At 69.6% G+C, this 15,598-nt stretch carries 16 protein-coding genes; 4 read left to right on the top strand and 12 right to left on the bottom strand.

The genetic code is table 11. From position 1 onward, the window contains the following. Positions 1 to 28: 28 nt before the first annotated feature. Genes wecC through PBN85_RS10605 form a run of 9 tightly spaced genes read right to left on the bottom strand, consistent with a single transcriptional unit; the run spans position 29 to position 8,698 of the window. Entirely contained in the window at positions 29 to 1,327 is a 1,299-nt protein-coding gene (gene wecC, locus PBN85_RS10645) for a UDP-N-acetyl-D-mannosamine dehydrogenase (protein ID WP_271298942.1), read from the bottom strand. Continuing rightward, positions 1,311 to 2,444, bottom strand: a complete 1,134-nt coding sequence (wecB, locus tag PBN85_RS10640) for a non-hydrolyzing UDP-N-acetylglucosamine 2-epimerase (protein WP_271298941.1) — start codon at positions 2,442 to 2,444, stop codon at positions 1,311 to 1,313. Before wecB ends, wecC begins: the two co-directional genes overlap by 17 nt. A gap of 23 nt (positions 2,445 to 2,467) precedes the next feature. Further along, positions 2,468 to 3,229, bottom strand: a complete 762-nt coding sequence (locus PBN85_RS10635; protein ID WP_037534848.1) for a HesA/MoeB/ThiF family protein — start codon at positions 3,227 to 3,229, stop codon at positions 2,468 to 2,470. After that, a complete protein-coding gene (locus PBN85_RS10630; RefSeq protein WP_037534847.1) occupies positions 3,226 to 3,621 on the bottom strand; it encodes a hypothetical protein in 396 nt (131 codons plus the stop codon). The genes PBN85_RS10635 and PBN85_RS10630 overlap by 4 nt, the downstream gene beginning before the upstream one ends. Continuing rightward, complete coding sequence (gene dut, locus PBN85_RS10625; protein ID WP_271298940.1) at positions 3,618 to 4,064, bottom strand: dUTP diphosphatase; 447 nt, start codon at positions 4,062 to 4,064, stop codon at positions 3,618 to 3,620. The genes PBN85_RS10630 and dut overlap by 4 nt, the downstream gene beginning before the upstream one ends. A 10-nt stretch (positions 4,065 to 4,074) precedes the next feature. Next, positions 4,075 to 5,274 carry a bifunctional phosphopantothenoylcysteine decarboxylase/phosphopantothenate--cysteine ligase CoaBC gene (gene coaBC, locus PBN85_RS10620; RefSeq protein ID WP_271298939.1) on the bottom strand — a complete coding sequence of 400 codons (1,200 nt, stop codon included), beginning with the start codon at positions 5,272 to 5,274 and terminating at the stop codon, positions 4,075 to 4,077. Beyond that, positions 5,271 to 6,389 (bottom strand): hypothetical protein, encoded by a 1,119-nt coding sequence (locus PBN85_RS10615; RefSeq protein ID WP_271298938.1) that lies wholly within the window; start codon positions 6,387 to 6,389, stop codon positions 5,271 to 5,273. The genes coaBC and PBN85_RS10615 overlap by 4 nt, the downstream gene beginning before the upstream one ends. 7 nt (positions 6,390 to 6,396) lie before the next feature. Next, a complete protein-coding gene (gene ubiB / locus PBN85_RS10610; RefSeq protein WP_037534843.1) occupies positions 6,397 to 7,932 on the bottom strand; it encodes a 2-polyprenylphenol 6-hydroxylase in 1,536 nt (511 codons plus the stop codon). A gap of 19 nt (positions 7,933 to 7,951) precedes the next feature. After that, complete coding sequence (locus tag PBN85_RS10605) at positions 7,952 to 8,698, bottom strand: class I SAM-dependent methyltransferase (RefSeq protein ID WP_271298937.1); 747 nt, start codon at positions 8,696 to 8,698, stop codon at positions 7,952 to 7,954. A gap of 55 nt (positions 8,699 to 8,753) precedes the next feature. Between PBN85_RS10605 and mutM the strand changes: the two genes are divergently transcribed. The 3 genes from mutM (at position 8,754) to dnaA (ending at position 11,850) form a co-directional block, all read left to right on the top strand. Then, positions 8,754 to 9,569 (top strand): bifunctional DNA-formamidopyrimidine glycosylase/DNA-(apurinic or apyrimidinic site) lyase, encoded by an 816-nt coding sequence (gene mutM / locus PBN85_RS10600; RefSeq protein WP_271298936.1) that lies wholly within the window; start codon positions 8,754 to 8,756, stop codon positions 9,567 to 9,569. A gap of 161 nt (positions 9,570 to 9,730) precedes the next feature. Next, positions 9,731 to 9,994 carry a 30S ribosomal protein S20 gene (gene rpsT / locus PBN85_RS10595; RefSeq protein WP_037534840.1) on the top strand — a complete coding sequence of 88 codons (264 nt, stop codon included), beginning with the start codon at positions 9,731 to 9,733 and terminating at the stop codon, positions 9,992 to 9,994. 431 nt (positions 9,995 to 10,425) lie between these two features. After that, positions 10,426 to 11,850: a chromosomal replication initiator protein DnaA gene (dnaA, locus tag PBN85_RS10590; RefSeq protein ID WP_037534839.1), complete on the top strand. Its 1,425-nt coding sequence runs from the start codon at positions 10,426 to 10,428 to the stop codon at positions 11,848 to 11,850. A gap of 156 nt (positions 11,851 to 12,006) precedes the next feature. On the opposite strand, the gene PBN85_RS10585 is transcribed toward dnaA, so the two are convergent. From PBN85_RS10585 to PBN85_RS10575, 3 genes are all read right to left on the bottom strand, one after another. Then, entirely contained in the window at positions 12,007 to 12,570 is a 564-nt protein-coding gene (locus PBN85_RS10585) for a Smr/MutS family protein (RefSeq protein WP_271298935.1), read from the bottom strand. Further along, complete coding sequence (gene mltA, locus PBN85_RS10580; protein WP_271298934.1) at positions 12,551 to 13,912, bottom strand: murein transglycosylase A; 1,362 nt, start codon at positions 13,910 to 13,912, stop codon at positions 12,551 to 12,553. The genes PBN85_RS10585 and mltA overlap by 20 nt, the downstream gene beginning before the upstream one ends. 330 nt (positions 13,913 to 14,242) lie before the next feature. Further along, positions 14,243 to 14,893, bottom strand: a complete 651-nt coding sequence (locus tag PBN85_RS10575; protein ID WP_271298933.1) for a Tim44/TimA family putative adaptor protein — start codon at positions 14,891 to 14,893, stop codon at positions 14,243 to 14,245. 191 nt (positions 14,894 to 15,084) lie between these two features. On the opposite strand from PBN85_RS10575, the gene secB reads away from it, so the two are divergent. Continuing rightward, on the top strand, positions 15,085 to 15,594 hold the full coding sequence (gene secB / locus PBN85_RS10570) for a protein-export chaperone SecB (protein ID WP_037534356.1): 510 nt from the start codon (positions 15,085 to 15,087) through the stop codon (positions 15,592 to 15,594). Positions 15,595 to 15,598 lie beyond the last annotated feature (4 nt).

The following is a 15,598-nucleotide window of genomic DNA, read 5'->3' as shown; positions in this document are numbered from 1 at the left end:
CTGCAACCGTCTGAACGCGACGTGACGCTCAGCCGACGAGCCGCAGCGACTCCGTCTGCCGTGCCGCGGCGGGCTGGTCGGGCCAGATGCCGCGGGTGTCGAGCACCAGCTTGTCGCTGCGCTCCTCGACCGGCACCGATCGGAACACGTCATGATCGACCAGCACGATCATGATCGGGCAGGCCTCGATCGCGGTGTCGATGTCGATCAGCGTCGCACCGGTGCCGTCGAACGCCGCGGGCAGGCTGCTGGCATAGGGTTCGACGATCCGGACCCGCTCGCCGTAGCGCTGCGCCAGCGCCTGCGCGACCTTGAGCGCCGGACTCTCCCGGAAATCGTCGATGTTCGCCTTGAAGGCGAGGCCGAGGCAGGCGACCGGCGCATCGGGGCGCGCCTCGATCATCGCGCTCGCCTGGGCGATGACGTGATCGGTCTTGCCGTCGTTGACCAGCCGGGCGGTGCGGATCAGCGGCGTATGGTCGGGGGCGGCATGGACGAGGAACCAGGGATCGACCGCGATGCAATGGCCGCCGACGCCCGGACCGGGCTGGAGGATGTTGACGCGCGGATGGCGGTTGGCGAGGCGGATCACCTCCCAGACGTCGACGCCCATCGTATCCGCGACCAGGCTGAGTTCGTTGGCGAAGGCGATGTTGACGTCGCGGAAGGCGTTTTCGGTGAGCTTGGTCATCTCCGCCGCCCGCGCGGTGGTGGTGACGCAGGCGCCGCGGACGAAGCGGCGATAGAAGGTCAGCGCCTTGCGCGCGCACCGCGGGGTGATGCCGCCGATGACGCGGTCGTTGTCGATCAGCTCGACGAGGATGCGGCCGGGCAGCACGCGCTCCGGGCAATAAGCGATGGCGACGTCGGCGGCCTCGCCGGCACGCCCCGGCACGCGCAGATCGGGGCGAAGCTGCGCGAGCAGGTCGCGGACGCGTTCGGTGGTGCCGACCGGCGAGGTCGATTCGAGAATGATCGTATCCCCCGCCTTGAGCACCGCGGCGATCGTCGTCGCGGCTTGCAGCACATAGGTGATGTCGGGCGCGTGATCCGCGGCGAAGGGCGTCGGCACCGCGATCACGAACACGTCCGCCGGCGCGATCTGCGTCGAGGCGCGCAGCGCGCCGCGCGCGACCACGCCCGAGACGAGCCCGTCGAGATCGACCTCCTCGATATGAACGCGCCCCGAATTGACCGTTTCGACGACCGACTCGGTGACGTCGACGCCGAGCACCTTCGCGCCGGTGCGGGCGATCACCGCCGCGGTCGGCAGGCCGATATAGCCGAGGCCGAGCACGACGACGTTCAATTCAGTGTCCGATAGCATCGGCGATGATCCTCGCGATCCGGGTGCTGGCGTGGCCGTCGCCAAACGGGTTATGCGCGCGCGCCATCGCGGCATAGGCCGATGTGTCGTCGAGAAGCGTGAAGACTTCGGAAACGATGCGTTCTTCATCGGTACCGATCAGCCGTGCGGTGCCGGCGGCGACCCCTTCGGGCCGCTCGGTGGTGTCGCGCATCACCAGCACCGGCTTGCCGAGCGCCGGGGCTTCCTCCTGCACGCCGCCCGAATCGGTCAGCGCGAGATCGCACCAGCCGAGCGCGCGGATGAAATGCGGATAGTCGAGCGGCGCGATACGCGCGACATTGTCCGGTGTGCCGAGCCAGCGGTCCATCACCGCACCGACGTTGGGATTGGGGTGCATCGGGAAGAGGATGGCGACATCGTCACGCGCCGCGATCCGGGCGATCGCCCGTGCGATCGCCGCCATGCCGTCGCCGAAATTCTCGCGCCGGTGCGTGGTGACGAGGATGATCCGCTTGCCGGCGAACCGCTCCGCCAACGGGTCGAGCGTGGCGGCGAGGGTCGGGTCGGCGGCGATTCGCTCGCGCGTCCAGTGCAGCGCATCGATCACCGTATTGCCGGTGACGTGCACCCCCGCGGTGACCGTCTCGCGTGCCAGCGCCGCCGCGGCGGTATCGGTCGGGGCGAAATGCAGGTCGGCGATCGGTGCGACGATGCGGCGGTTCACCTCCTCCGGCCACGGCTGGTAGATGTCGCCCGAGCGCAGCCCTGCCTCGACATGCGCGACCGGGATCTTGCGGTAATAAGCGGCGAGCGCGCCGACCATCGCGGTGGCGGTATCGCCCTGGACGACGACGCGGTCGGGCTTCACCGCGTCCATCACCTCGCCGAGACCGGTGAGCAGCCGCGCGGTCAGCCGGTCGAGCGACTGGCCCGGCTCCATCAGGTCGAGGTCGATGTCGGGCGTCAGGCCGGCGATGGCGAGCACTTGGTCGAGCAGGCCGCGATGCTGCGCGGTGACGCAGGTCACCGTCTCGACTTCACCGGTCGCATCGAGCGCGCGGATCACCGGGAACAGCTTGATCGCCTCGGGCCGGGTGCCGAACACGGTCAGGATCTTGGGGCGGGCACGGGTCATCGGCGCTGACTAGCCGACCGGGCTTAATTTCGGGCTAAGCCGCAGGTCGGGCAGCCGGGGTCCTTGGGCAGGGTCAGCGTGCGGAAGCGCAGGCCCAACGTGTCGGCGAGCAGCAGCCGGCCAGCGCTGTCGTCACCGAACGGGTGCAGCGCGCGCATCACCTCGAGCGCGGCGAGGCTGCCGATCATCCCCGCCATCGGCCCGAGCACGCCGTCCTCGGCGCAACTGACGCCGGGCCGGTCGGGATCGGCGCCGACGAAGCAGCGATAGCAGGGCTTGTCCACTTCCCAGCCGCGGAACACGCCGAGCTGGCCATCGAACTGGCCGATCGCCGCCGAGACGAGCGGGACCCGTGCCGCATAAGCGGCATCGGCGACGAGGAGCCGGGTGGTGAAATTGTCGCAGCCGTCGAGCACGACATCCGCCGTCGCGACCAGCGCCGCGACCGTGTCCGCAGCGACGCGCGTCGTCTCCGCGACGGCCGCGACATGCGGATTGAGCCGCCGCGCCGCCGCTGCCGCACGCTCGGCCTTGCCGGCGCCGATGTCGTCGCTGGTGTAGATCGTCTGGCGCTGGAGGTTGGAGAGGTCGACGTGATCGTCGTCGACGATGGTCAGACGTCCAATACCGGCGGCGGCGAGATACTGGATCGCCGGCGAACCGATGCCACCGGCACCGATCACCAGCACCCGCGCGGCGGCGAAGCGCTGCTGCCCGGCGCCGCCGACCTCCTTCAATACGATATGACGGGCGTAGCGGGTCAGCTCCGCGTCGGACAGCGTCACGCCGGCCAGGTGAAGGTCAGGCTGGTGCGATACCAGCTGTCGGCATCGGTATCGCCCGGGGTGACATTGCCGCGCGCCATGCTCGACACCAGCCCGGCGGCATATTGCTCAACCGAAGGACAGGCGATGGCGCGGGGCACGACCCGCTTCGGCGTGCCGCCGGGCCCGACCAGCACCGCCAGATCGACCTTGAGCACATAGCCCTGCGCCGACAGCGTCGCCGCGTTGCAGCGGCCGGCCTTGACCTCGGCGCGGACGAAGCTGGACAGAGTGCCGCCGTCATCGGGATCGCGGCTGTAGGGGAGGGGACGGAGCTGGCTCCAGTCCTGCGGCGGCATCGGCGGGGCCGAGACGCCGGCAAGCTGTGCCGCCAAAAGCCATGCTGTAATCATCGGCCGGTCGATCCAAATCCTCCGCTGCCGCGCGCGGTATCGTCGAGTGCGTCGACCAAGACCAGCGTGGCGCGCTGAACCGGGGCGGGGACGAGTTGGGCGATCCGCTCGCCGCGCGCGATATCGACCGGCTCGGCGCCGAGATTGGCGAGGATCACCTTGATCTCGCCGCGATAATCGCAGTCGATCGTGCCCGGCGTGTTGAGGCAGGTGATGCCGTGCTTGAGCGCGAGGCCGGACCGCGGTCGGACCTGCACCTCATAGCCTTCCGGGATCGCCACCGCGAATCCGGTCGCCACCGCCGCGCGCGCGCCGGGGGCAAGCGTCAGCGTTTCGGCAGCGACGATATCGAGCCCCGCCGCGCCTGCGGTCGCATAGACCGGCGGCGGGAGTCCCTCGCCATGGGGCAGGCGGCGCAGGCGAAGCTCGATGTCAGGACTCATCCGGGTTGAGCTACTCCGCCTTGTCGAACGGATCAAGAACCAGCGCCGCCGCGATCCGGTCGGCGAGCCGGCGTGCGACCGCCGCCTTCGGCAGCCGCTCCCATGATTCGACGCCATCGGCGGTGACGAGGTGGACCGTATTGGCCTCGCCGCCGAATACGTCGCCGGACACGTCGTTGGCGACGATCCAGTCGGCCCGCTTGCGGATGCGCTTCGCCGTCGCCTGTTCGACGACGCGTTCGGTCTCCGCGGCGAAACCGACGACGAGGCGCGGCCGCTGTGGCCCTTGCGCGAGCGTCGCGAGGATGTCCGGGTTTTCGGCGAGCACCAGCGCCGGCGGGGTATCGCCCTTCTTGACCTTCTGCGGCGCGGCGGCGACGTGCCAGTCGGCGACCGCGGCGACCATCACCGCGGCATCGGCGGGCAGCGCCGCCGCCACCGCCGCCGCCATCTCCGCGGCGGTGACGACGTCGATGCGGCGTACGCCCGGCGGCGTGGCGAGCGTCACCGGACCGGCGACCAGCGTCACCGCGGCACCCAGGTCGGCGAGCGCTGCGGCGATGGCGAAGCCCTGCCGCCCCGACGAGCGGTTGGCGATATAGCGGACCGGATCGATCGGCTCGTGCGTCGGCCCGGCGGTGACCAGCACGTGGCGCCCGGCGAGCGGTCGTTCGCGCGGGGCGAGCATCGCCGCCACCGCCGCGGCGATCGCCGCGGGTTCGGGCAGGCGGCCGGGGCCGAACTCGCCGCAGGCCATCGCCCCGGCATCGGGTTCGAGGATGGTGACGCCATCGGCGCGCAACTGCGCGACGTTGCGCAGCGTCGCGGGATGCTGCCACATCCGCACGTTCATCGCCGGCGCCGCCAGCACCGGCGTGTCGGTGGCGAGCAGCAAGGTGGTGGCGAGATCGTCGGCGAGGCCGCCCGCCATCCGCGCCAGCAGATCGGCGGTCGCCGGCGCCACGACGATCAGATCGGCCTGCCGGCTGAGCTGGATATGCCCCATCTCGGCCTCGTCCTTGAGGTCCCACAGGCTGGTGTAGACCTTATCCTCGCTGAGCGCGGCGAGCGTCATCGGCGTGACGAAGTGGCTGGCGCCCTCGGTCATCACGCAGCGCACCTGATGCCCCTGCCGGCGCAGCAGCCGGATCAGCTCGCAGGCCTTGTAGGCGGCAATGCCGCCGCCGACGATCAGCAGGATACGCGTCATCGCACCACCCTCTTCACCGTAATCCGCCGCCGGTCGCCCGCCGCCTCGATCAGGTCGCGCAGGCCGTCGGGCGCGAAGACGAGGCCGACGAGCAGCAGCGGCGCGATCAGCAGGCCCCAATAGAAGGTATCGACGCGGCCGAACACGCTCAGCACCACGGCATAGCCGAGCAGCACCGCGAGCACGCGCAGTCCCGTCCGGTCACGCCACGCCGCCCAGCCGAACAACGCGAGTCCGACCAGCGGTGCGGCCAGCCACAGGGGCGCGATCATCAGCGCGGTCGACACGGTCATCGTCCGCACGAAGAAGCCGAACCCGAGATGCCCCGACCAGCCCGGCGACGCCGGATCGAGCGGCCCGACCACCTGCGCCACCGCATGGGCATGCGCCGCCAGCGCCAGCGTCAGGATCGCCGCGGCGACCGCCCAGGCCGCCGCCTCGCGCCGCTCGCCCTCGACAAGCGCGCCGACCGTCATCAGCAGCAGGTAAAGTCCCGCGGTCTCACGGATCACCGCCGCCGACAGGCCGAAGGCGACCGCGGGCAGCCACTGGCCGCGCCGGTGCACGCCGAGCGACAAAGCGATCAGCAACCCCGCCCAGATCTCGTGAAAGGCGAGCAGTTCGCGCTGGACGAACGCCATCAATCCGCCGGCGAGCAGCACCATCGCGATCACCCGCGGCGGCGGTCGCGCAAAGACGGGGGCAAGCCGCTGCCACCAGGCGAGCATCACCGCGGCGGCGAGCAGATAGAGCAGCAGCACGACGATCGCATGGGGAACCGAGGCCTGGACGATCGCCAGCGTCGGCAGGCGCACGGTGACGAACGGCCGCAGCGGATAATTGCCGGCGCGCATCGCCTCGGTCGCGGTGTCGTAATAGCCGGCGCCATGGCGGACGTTGGCGACGATCGTCTCGTACAGCACGACATCGGCCTGATCGTCGTCGCGCCGCCCGGCATCGCCGCTCGCGGCGGGCGGCGTCGGCGCAGCGAAGACGAGCAACGTCGCGAGCAGCAGCAACGCCAGAGCCGCCAGCGCCGCCGCGGCATTGCGCGGCGACAGGCCGGCGAACCGCGACGGCTGCACCAGCCATAACGGGGCGGGACCGCGCCGCATCATCGGCTCAGTGGACGACCAGCCAGGTCGCGCCGACGCTCGCCACCGCCGTCGCGGCGGCAACTGCGGCATAGCGCCAGCCACCGCCGATCCGCACCACCTCGATCTCGCGCAGCGGCGGGGCGGGGGGCTCGCCGCCCGGCGCCGGGTAGCGCGCCTCGATCCGGCGGATGAGTTCGGGCAGAGCGGCGATCGTCTTGACGTCGGCGATCAGCCGGTCGGCAATCGCCGCCTCCGGCCCCAATTCGGTGCGGATCCATTCGCGTACGAACGGCGCGGCCGACTCCCACAGATTGATGTCGGGATCGAGCCGCGTCGCGACGCCCTCGACCATCACCATCGTCTTTTGCAGCAGCAGCAGATGCGGCTGCGTCACCATGTCGAAATCGCGGGTGATCGAGAACAGCCCGTCGAGCATCATCCCGATCGACATGTCCTTGACCGGCAGGCCGCGCATCGGCTCGCCGACCGCCCGCAGCGCGGTGGCGAATTCCGCGACATTGTGGTGGCTCGGGACATAGCCGGCCTCGAAGTGGATTTCGGCGACGCGGCGGTAATTGCCGGTGATCAGGCCATAGAGGATCTCGGCGAGCCAGACGCGCGCGCGCCGGTCGATCCGCCCCATGATGCCGAAGTCGATCGCGGCGATGCGGTTGCCTGGCAGAGCGAACAGATTGCCCTGATGCATGTCGGCGTGGAAGAAGCCCTCCGCGATCGCCTGGCGCAGGAACGCCTGGACCAGGGTGTTGGCGAGCTTGGGCAGGTCATAGCCCGCCGCGACCAGCGCGGCACGATCGGACAATTTGATGCCGTCGATCCACTCGACCGTCAGCACGCGCGCGGTCGACCGTTGCCAGTCGATCGCGGGAACGACGAAATCGGGTTCGGCGGTCATCGACTCGGCGAGTTCGGACGCCGATGCCGCCTCGCGTCGGAAGTTGAGTTCGCGCGCGGTCCAGCGTTTGAAGTTCTCGACCGTCAGCCGCGGCCGCAGCCGCCGCGCCTCGATGCTCATCCCTTCGAGCTGCGCCGCCGCCCATTCATAGGTGGCGATCGCGCGAGTGAAATCCGCCTCGACGCCGGGGCGCAGCACCTTGACCGCGACGGTGCGGCCGTCGGTGGTCACCGCGCGATGCACCTGCGCGATCGAGGCGGCGCCGACCGGCTGCTCCTCGATCTGGCGGAACAGATCGGACGGCGGGCGGCCGAGGCTTGCCTCCATCGCCGCGGCGATGGTCGCATAGGGCACGGGCGGCAGCTGGTCCTGCAGGCGCAGCAGATCCTGCGTCGCCTCCTCGCCGACCAGATCGGGGCGGGTGGCGAGCGTCTGGCCGAGCTTGATCGCGGCCGGCCCGATCGCCTGGAACGCATCGGCATAGCGCGGGGTCTTGGGCACGCGCGCGCCGAACCGGGCGACGCGGGCGAGCCGGCGCACCGGCGCGGGCGTGTTGGGATCGCGCTCGATGCCGCGCAGCGCGCCGTGACGGGCGAGGATACGGCCCCATTTGAGCAGCCGCCAGACGTGGGTGACCGCCGCGGTCATCGGACGCGCCTTACGATCGTCAAATCTTCCACCCCGAATGGATCGCGACCAGCCCGCCGAGGATCGGCTCCGCCTTGGTGCGGACGAAACCGGCCTCGCCGATCATCGCCTGGAAGCGCGGCATGTCGGGGAAGCGGCGGATCGATTCGATCAGATAGCGGTAGCTGTCGGCATCCTGCGCGAGCAACTGGCCGAGCTTGGGGACGAGCTTGTGCGAATAGCTGTCGTAGACGTCCTTGAACCCCGGCCAGGTCGTCGTCGAGAATTCGAGGCAGAAGAAACGGCCGCCGCGGCGCAGCACGCGATGCGCCTCGCGCAGCGCCTTGGGAATGTCGGTGACGTTCCGGATGCCGAAGGCGATCGTATAGGCATCGAAGAACCGGTCGGGGAAGGTCAGCGTCTCGGCATTGGCCTCGGTCCACACCAGCCCGTCGATGCCGCGCTTGGCGGCGCGCTGCATGCCGACCTCGAGCATTGCCGGATTGATGTCCGCCACCGTCACCGAGGCGCCCGATGCGGCAAGCCGGAACGCGATGTCGCCGGTGCCGCCCGCCATGTCGAGGATCTGCTGGCCCGGCTGCGGCTGCACGCGCCGGACGAAGCGGTCTTTCCACAGGCGATGCATGCCGCCGGACATCGCATCGTTCATCAGGTCATAGTTTTTGGCGACGCTGGAGAAGACGCCGCCGACGCGCGCGGTCTTTTCGTCGGGGGCGACGTCCTCATAGCCGAAGGAGACGGTTCCGGGGGGGGCGGTGTCGGTCATGGCTCTGCCCTAGCCGCCGCTTGTGGCGGGGGCAAACGCAACCTAGCTGTTTGACGTGCCTGAACTCCCCGAAGTCGAAACCACCGTCCGCGGTCTCACCCCGGTGCTCTCCGGCCAGCGGCTGACGCTGGTCGAACCGCGCCGCGCCGACCTGCGCAAGGCGATCCCGCCCGACCTGCGCCAGCGGCTCACCGGCGCCACCGTCACTGCGCTCGGCCGTCGCGCCAAATATGGCCTGATCGACACCGATCGCGGCGACACCCTGGTCTTCCACCTCGGCATGTCGGGGCGCTGGCGCGTCGATCCGGCCGAGCCGCTCGCGCACGATCATCTGCTGATCGAGACGGCGGAGGGACGCAGCCTGGCGCTCAACGATCCGCGTCGCTTCGGCTTTCTCGATCTCCTCGAGACGTCGGCGCTGGCGTTCTATCCGCCGTTCCTGGCAATGGGGCCGGAGCCGCTCGGCGAGGATTTCACCGGCGCCTATCTCGACGCCGCGCTTGCCGGCCGCGCCGCACCGATCAAGGCGATGCTGCTCGACCAGCGGATCGTCGCCGGGCTCGGCAACATCTATGTCTGCGAGGCGCTGCACGTCGCCCGCATCGCGCCGACCCGCGCCGCCGGGCAGATCACCCGGCCGCGACTCGACCAGCTCGCCGTGGCGGTGCGCGATGTGTTGCTCGCGGCGATCGAGGCGGGCGGATCGACGCTGCGCGACTATGCCCGGCCGGATGGCGAGCTCGGCTATTTCTCCAAACAGTTCCTCGTCTATGGTCGCGAGGGCGAGCCGTGCCATTGCGGCGGCACCGTCCGGCGGCGCGTCGATAGCGGCCGTTCGACCTTCTATTGCCCCAAGTGCCAGCGGAATTGAGGTGCGTCGCCATTTCGCCGCACGACCGGGATGCTCGGAGGGCGAAGGAAGGAGCGAGGTTGACCTCGCACACCGCCTTCGCTAAGGGCGCTGCCTTCGAGAGGGCGTAGGGTGATCCGGCGCCGCTCTGACCAGACCCTATACTCGCAAGGACGTACCGAATGGCGAATACGCCGCAAGCCAAGAAGCGCATCCGTCGCAACGATCGCCGCGCCGAAATCAACGGAAACCGCGTCGGCCGTATCCGCACCTTCATCAAGAAGGTGGAGGCGGCGCTCGCCTCGGGCGACAAGACTGCGGCGACGACGGCGTTGGCGGCGGTGCAGCCCGAGCTGCAGCGTGGCGTTGCCAAGGGCGTGCTCCACAAGAATACCGCGAGCCGCAAGTTCTCGCGTCTGACCAAGGCGGTCAGCACGCTCGCCTGATCCGTCTGTTTCAGGTCGATTTCGACCCGTCGGGACACGCGTCCCGGCGGGTTTTTTGATGTCGATTTCGGGTCGATCGGGAACGAAAACGGAAAGCACGGACTTCCCGCGATTCGAGTGCCGCGGATTTGCGCCCTTCCGCGCGGTCCGCCCGAAAAATCGAGCAATAACAAGCACTTGTCATTTTCCCGGACGCGTTTCTGCGGGGCAGGGGCTGTCAATCCCGTTTATTTCACCAATGTGACCCGGCGAGGGGTTGATCGACTCGCCCCAGGCCTCATAACTCCGCTCCACCGCAGCGATATTCATCGCCGGCGGGGACCTGAACAGCGTGGGCATGCCGAACGGCCGTTGGCCGTCAGGGGGATTTGTCTGTCTTGAATACGGCCGCCGGGCGACATGCGTCGCTTTCGGCAACGAAGGGGTATGCATTGAACGATCGGCAGGCAGTGGCGGTGACGGAGAGCGAGGCGCATCGCGCCTGGACCCGTGTCCGCAGCAACCTGCGTGAATCGGCCGGTGCGCGCCTGTTCGAACAATGGCTGAAGCCGATGGAGCTGATCGAGGACGGCGACGCCGAATCGATCCGCCTCGGCCTCCCTTCGGCGTTCATGACCAACTGGGTCCGCAACCATTATGCCGACCGGCTGCTGCTCGAATTCCGGGCATTGCTGCCGCAGGTGCGCGGCGTGTCGATCGAGACGCGGCTCGCCGCGCCCGCGGCGATCAAGCTGGTCGCCGAGACGCCGGCACCGGTGCCGGCTCCCGCTCCCGCCGCCGCGCCGGTTGCGGCCCCGGTGGCCGCCGCCGCGCCAACGCGCCCGGCTGCCGAGCGCCCGCCGCTCGATCCGCGCTTCACCTTCGATCGCTTCGTCGTCGACGCGGCCAATCGCGTCGCCTTCAACGCCGCGCGGATGCTCGCCGAGCCGGGCGTGCCGCGGTTCAGCCCGCTGTTCCTCCATTCGGGGACCGGGCAGGGCAAGACGCACCTGATGCACGCGATCGGCCATGCCTTTCTCGCCGCGCATCCGGACGCCATCGTGCTCTGCATGTCGGCCGAGCGTTTCATGTTCGACTTCGTCGCGGCGATGCGCGCGCGCGACACGCACAGCTTCAAGCAACGGCTGCGCGGCGCCGACCTGCTGCTGATCGACGATCTCCAGTTCATCGCCGGCAAGGACGCAACGCAGGAGGAGTTCTTCCACACCGTCAACGAGATCATGAGTGCGGGCAAACGCCTCGTCATCTCGGCGGACCGGTGCCCGCAGGCGCTCGACGGGGTCGAGGCGCGAATCGTCAGCCGCATGTCGGTCGGCCTCGTCGCCGACATCAAGGCGCCCGACCTGACGTTGCGCCGCACGATACTGGACAGGAAACTTGCAGACCTGCCCGAGGCAAAGGTCCCCAACGACGTGCTCGACCTGCTCGCGGCACGCATCCACGCCAATATCCGCGAGCTGGAAGGCGCGCTCAACCGCGTCGTCGCCTATGCGCAGCTGACCGGCGACAGCATCGATCTCGACTTTGCGGTGGCGACGCTGGGCGAGGTGCTGCGCGGCGCGCAGCGGCGGGTGACGATCGACGAGATCCAGAAGCTGGTCAGCCAGCATTTCGAGCTCAAGCCGCTCGACCTCGTCTCGGCGCGTCGCAGCCGCGCGGTGGCGCGCCCACGCCAGATCGCCATGTACCTCGCCAAGCGGCTGACGACGCGCTCGCTCCCCGAGATCGGCCGCAAGTTCGGCGGTCGTGACCATTCGACGGTGATCCATGCGGTGCGCAAGATCGAGGAATTGCGCGATCAGGATCGCGACATCGATGCAGCCGTCCGCACGCTGATGCGCGAGCTCGAGGCGTAACGCGGGCCTGGGGTTCGCGGCAAGGCGCAGAGGTCTCGGAGGCAGTGCCTGCCGCGACAGCGGCACTTCACCATGTCCCGTCGTGACGGGCGCACTAGCTCCTCAACCGCCGCTTCTCCGCGCCCCCGCGCCTCCGCGCGAACGCGTAAAGAATTCTCAGCGCCCCTTGCGAAGCACGATATAGAGCGCGCCCTTGCCGCCATGGCGCGGATGCGCGCCGCGGACGGCGGCGATCGCATCGGCATGGCGGGAGGCGGCGAGCCAGTCGGCGATTGCCGCGCGGATCGCGCCGCGGGCGTGCGGACGCTCGCTTTCGGGGCGCGGCGGCTTGCCGGTGACGAGCAGCAGCACGCGATCGCCGCGCGCGATCGCCCGGCCGAGGCCGTCGTCGAGCATCGCATAGGCGGAGCTCAACGTATGGCCATGCAGATCGAGCGAGGCGTCGGGATTGACGATACCGCGGGTCAGCCGCTTGTCCCAGCTGCCGTCGAGCGTGTTCTGGCGCGGCGGCGGGGACGCGACGAGCGGTTGCGGCGCCGGCGCGCGCGTCGCCATCGCGCGGGTCAGCGCCTTGGAGGCCTTGGTCGGCTTGGCGGCGGCGGCTGCCGTCGGCGGCGGCGGCGCGACCGGGCGGACCGGGGTCGCGACGGCGCGCAACGGCTTCACCGTCGCCATCACCCGCGCCCAGAGGTCGGCTTCGTCAGGGTTGAGCTGGCGCATCGCTGCCCGATCCATAGGGCGTATAGCGATCGGGCTGAAGCCGCGCGACCGTGCCGATCGGCAGCAGCAGGAAGGCGGTGCCGCGCGCCGCCATACCGCCCGCCGTCGCCTCCGCCACCGCGCCGCCGCCCCAATAGGTATCGAAGCGGTTGGCGCCCTTGATCGCGCCGCCGGTATCCTGCGCCACCCACAGGCCGCTGGCATCCTGCCGGTCCATCGACAGGAAGACGGGCGCGCCGAGCGGCACGTATTTGACGTCGGCCGCCGCGCTGACTCCGCCGTTGACGACATAGCCCATCGCCCCCACCGGCGGCGTGTTCAGTTCGCGGAAGAAAACGAAGCTCTTGTTTTCCTGCATGATCGCTCGGCCCTCGGCGGGATGCTCGCGCAGCCAGGCGACGATGCCCTGCATCGAGGTCTGGCCGGGCTGGAGCAGGCCGCGTGCCTTCATCAACGCGCCGATGCCGGTATAGTCGCGCCCGTTCTGCGTGTCATAGCCGACGCGCATCACCGAACCGTCGGGCAGCCGCAGCCGGCCCGAACCCTGGATCTGGAGAAAGAACACCGCTGCCTCGTCGGCGCCCCAGGCGAGCACCGGAGCGCGGCCGTCGAGCGCGCCACCCTCGATCGCCGCACGATCATAATAGGGGACGAGGTTGCTGCCATCGACGCGACCGCGGATCTTCTTGCCTTTGAGCGCATCGCTGAACTTGCCGAGATCGACGTCGATCAGATCGTCGGGCCGCGCGTAGATCGGGACGCTATAGCCGGTGCGGCGTTCGCGCGAGGCGGCGATCTCCGGCTCGTAATAGCCGGTGGCGAAGGCCTTGCCGTCGCCGACCTGCACCGCTTCGAAATAGCTTGCGAAGAAGGCGCGCGCGCCACCGCGCGGGACGCTCGCGGCGGCGGTGCAGGCCGCCTGCCAGTCGCTGCCGTGGGTCAGGCCGGAGGCATCGGTGCGCCGCATCAGGCCGGGGCAGCTGGTGACGAACGCCTGCCGTGCCGCCTCCGCCTGCGCCTCGGTGATCGGCAGCGACGCCAGTGCGGGGCCGGCGGTGATACCGGCGGTCGCGGCCGTGGTCGCGCCGGCGTTGGCGACGACGGGGGCGGCGGGAAGCGGGGAGGCGGGCTGGATGCGTCCATCGAAGGCGCGACCGCTGGCGATCGGCTGTGCGCCCGCACCGGCGCCGGGGCGCGGCGCGGGTCTGGCCGGCTGACGCACCGGCTGACGACCGGGCTGCGCGACGGGGGTATGACCGGGGGCGAGCGGCACGACCCGGCCGCCGCAGGCACTGAGGGCAAGGGCCAGCGCGATGCTGGCGATTACGCGGTTACCGGTCATGCACATCCCCGTATGTCCGCATCGTGATTGCGGAAAGATGCGGCTGTGCCGAACCGCGGAGGAGACGACAAGGGCTATGCGGCTGATCGCAAGCGGCGCCGGTTTTGCGGAGCGCAGGCGGAGTCAGATACGAGCCGTACATCCGCCCCAGACGCCCGTCAGTCCCGGCCCACCCGGCGTGAAGATCGAGTGTGGCGATCAAATGACACTGATCACGTGCGTCGGCTCCCGCGAAGCTGGTTCCGACACACGGACGCCAAAGCAGCCGGAAGCGAGCTTTAACAGTCTGCCATGCTGCGGCCCGGGTCGATCAAGGGCCGATCGGACCGATCAGGCCTCGTCGGTATCCGCCAGCTTCCAGTTCGGGTCGCGGCTTTTCAACGTACGGGCGAAGGTCCAGACGTCATGCGTCTCGACCGCATCGGTCAGCGATCCGGCGATGACGTGCCCCTCGGCATCGCGCGTCACCGCAGCGATGTCGGCATCGAAGCGGACGGTGATCCGCGCCTCGCGCCCGTCGAGCGACGCATCGGCAATCGCCGCGCGCTCGATCGAGACGAGCCGGTTCTCCAGCGTCTCGCCGGCAGCGCGCCGCGCCGCGATCGCCTCGCCAAAGGCATGCGCCACGTCCGGCTCGGTAAGTTCGGCGAGCGTCGCTTCGTCGCCCGCCCAATAGGCTTCCAGCGTCATGCGATAGGCGCTCTGCGCCCCGGCAAGGAACTGATTGACGTCGAAGCCCTGTTCGCCGGCGATGATCGCCCGCAGCCCCGCCTCGGCGCGCGGATCGATGTTCCGGTTGACCGGCTCGCGCTGCTCGACCGTCGTATCGAGGGGACGCGGGGGCGCGGCGATCGCCGCGGGGCGATCCTCGGCGGCCCGCGGCAACGGCTGCTGTTCGTGGCCGGTGCGCTTGCCGAGCACGCTGTAGAGGCGCAGCGCCAGGAACGCCGCCACCATCGCGAGAAGAACTACGTAGAACACCGTGCCTCCGATCCAACCCGATACATAGGCGCAAAACCCCTTCGATTCAAACCTGCCCGCGCATCGGCCAGGCTTTTGCGCCCAGCCCGTTGAAACCGCGTCGGCACGCTGCTAGCGCGGGCGCCATCGGCATCGAACGCCCGACCCCGGGCTTCGGTCCCCCTCTTTTCGTTTCATTTGAGGATCATCTCATGGCCGACCAGGACAACGGCACCACGATCGACACGCAGCCGCTCAGCAACGGCGCCGACGATGCGCCCGCCGCCGGCCTCATCTCGCAATATGTCAAGGATCTGTCGTTCGAGAATCCGAACGCGCCCGGCATCTTCCAGAACCCGAATCCGCCGGCGATCGACGTGCAGTTCAACATCGGCACCGCGCAGGTCGGCGAGGAAGTGCACGAAGTGCTGCTGAAGATCGACGTCAAGGCGGAGGCCGAGGGCCAGACCGCGTTCATCGTCGACCTGACCTATGCCGGCCTGTTCGGGCTGCGCAACGTTCCCGCCGATGCGATCCAGCCATTCCTGCTCGGCGAAGCGCCGCGGCTGCTCTTCCCCTTCGCGCGCCGCGTGCTCGCCGATTGCGTCCGCGACGGCGGCTTCCCGCCGCTGCTGCTCGAGCCGATCGATTTCGGCCAGCTCTACCTGCAGCAGGCGGAACAGGGCGGCGCTTTCTCGGTCGGCGAGGTCGGCCACGCCTGATCAC

This window comes from Sphingomonas sp. CV7422 (assembly GCF_027945725.1).
GTDB lineage: Bacteria > Pseudomonadota > Alphaproteobacteria > Sphingomonadales > Sphingomonadaceae > Sphingomonas > Sphingomonas kyungheensis.
The sequence above is the reverse complement of the archived record's forward strand: the minus strand, read 5'-3'. Positions and strand labels throughout refer to the sequence as shown.

Excerpts from the sequence above, each read along its gene's own strand:
- wecC (WP_271298942.1), bottom strand. The coding sequence starts at position 1,327 with ATGCTATCGGACACTGAATTGAACGTCGTCGTGCTCGGCCTCGGCTAT.
- wecB (WP_271298941.1), bottom strand. The coding sequence starts at position 2,444 with ATGACCCGTGCCCGCCCCAAGATCCTGACCGTGTTCGGCACCCGGCCC.
- PBN85_RS10630 (WP_037534847.1), bottom strand. The coding sequence starts at position 3,621 with ATGATTACAGCATGGCTTTTGGCGGCACAGCTTGCCGGCGTCTCGGCC.
- dut (WP_271298940.1), bottom strand. The coding sequence starts at position 4,064 with ATGAGTCCTGACATCGAGCTTCGCCTGCGCCGCCTGCCCCATGGCGAG.
- coaBC (WP_271298939.1), bottom strand. The coding sequence starts at position 5,274 with ATGACGCGTATCCTGCTGATCGTCGGCGGCGGCATTGCCGCCTACAAG.
- PBN85_RS10615 (WP_271298938.1), bottom strand. The coding sequence starts at position 6,389 with ATGCGGCGCGGTCCCGCCCCGTTATGGCTGGTGCAGCCGTCGCGGTTC.
- ubiB (WP_037534843.1), bottom strand. The coding sequence starts at position 7,932 with ATGACCGCGGCGGTCACCCACGTCTGGCGGCTGCTCAAATGGGGCCGT.
- PBN85_RS10605 (WP_271298937.1), bottom strand. The coding sequence starts at position 8,698 with ATGACCGACACCGCCCCCCCCGGAACCGTCTCCTTCGGCTATGAGGAC.
- rpsT (WP_037534840.1), top strand. The coding sequence starts at position 9,731 with ATGGCGAATACGCCGCAAGCCAAGAAGCGCATCCGTCGCAACGATCGC.
- PBN85_RS10585 (WP_271298935.1), bottom strand. The coding sequence starts at position 12,570 with ATGCGCCAGCTCAACCCTGACGAAGCCGACCTCTGGGCGCGGGTGATG.
- mltA (WP_271298934.1), bottom strand. The coding sequence starts at position 13,912 with ATGACCGGTAACCGCGTAATCGCCAGCATCGCGCTGGCCCTTGCCCTC.
- secB (WP_037534356.1), top strand. The coding sequence starts at position 15,085 with ATGGCCGACCAGGACAACGGCACCACGATCGACACGCAGCCGCTCAGC.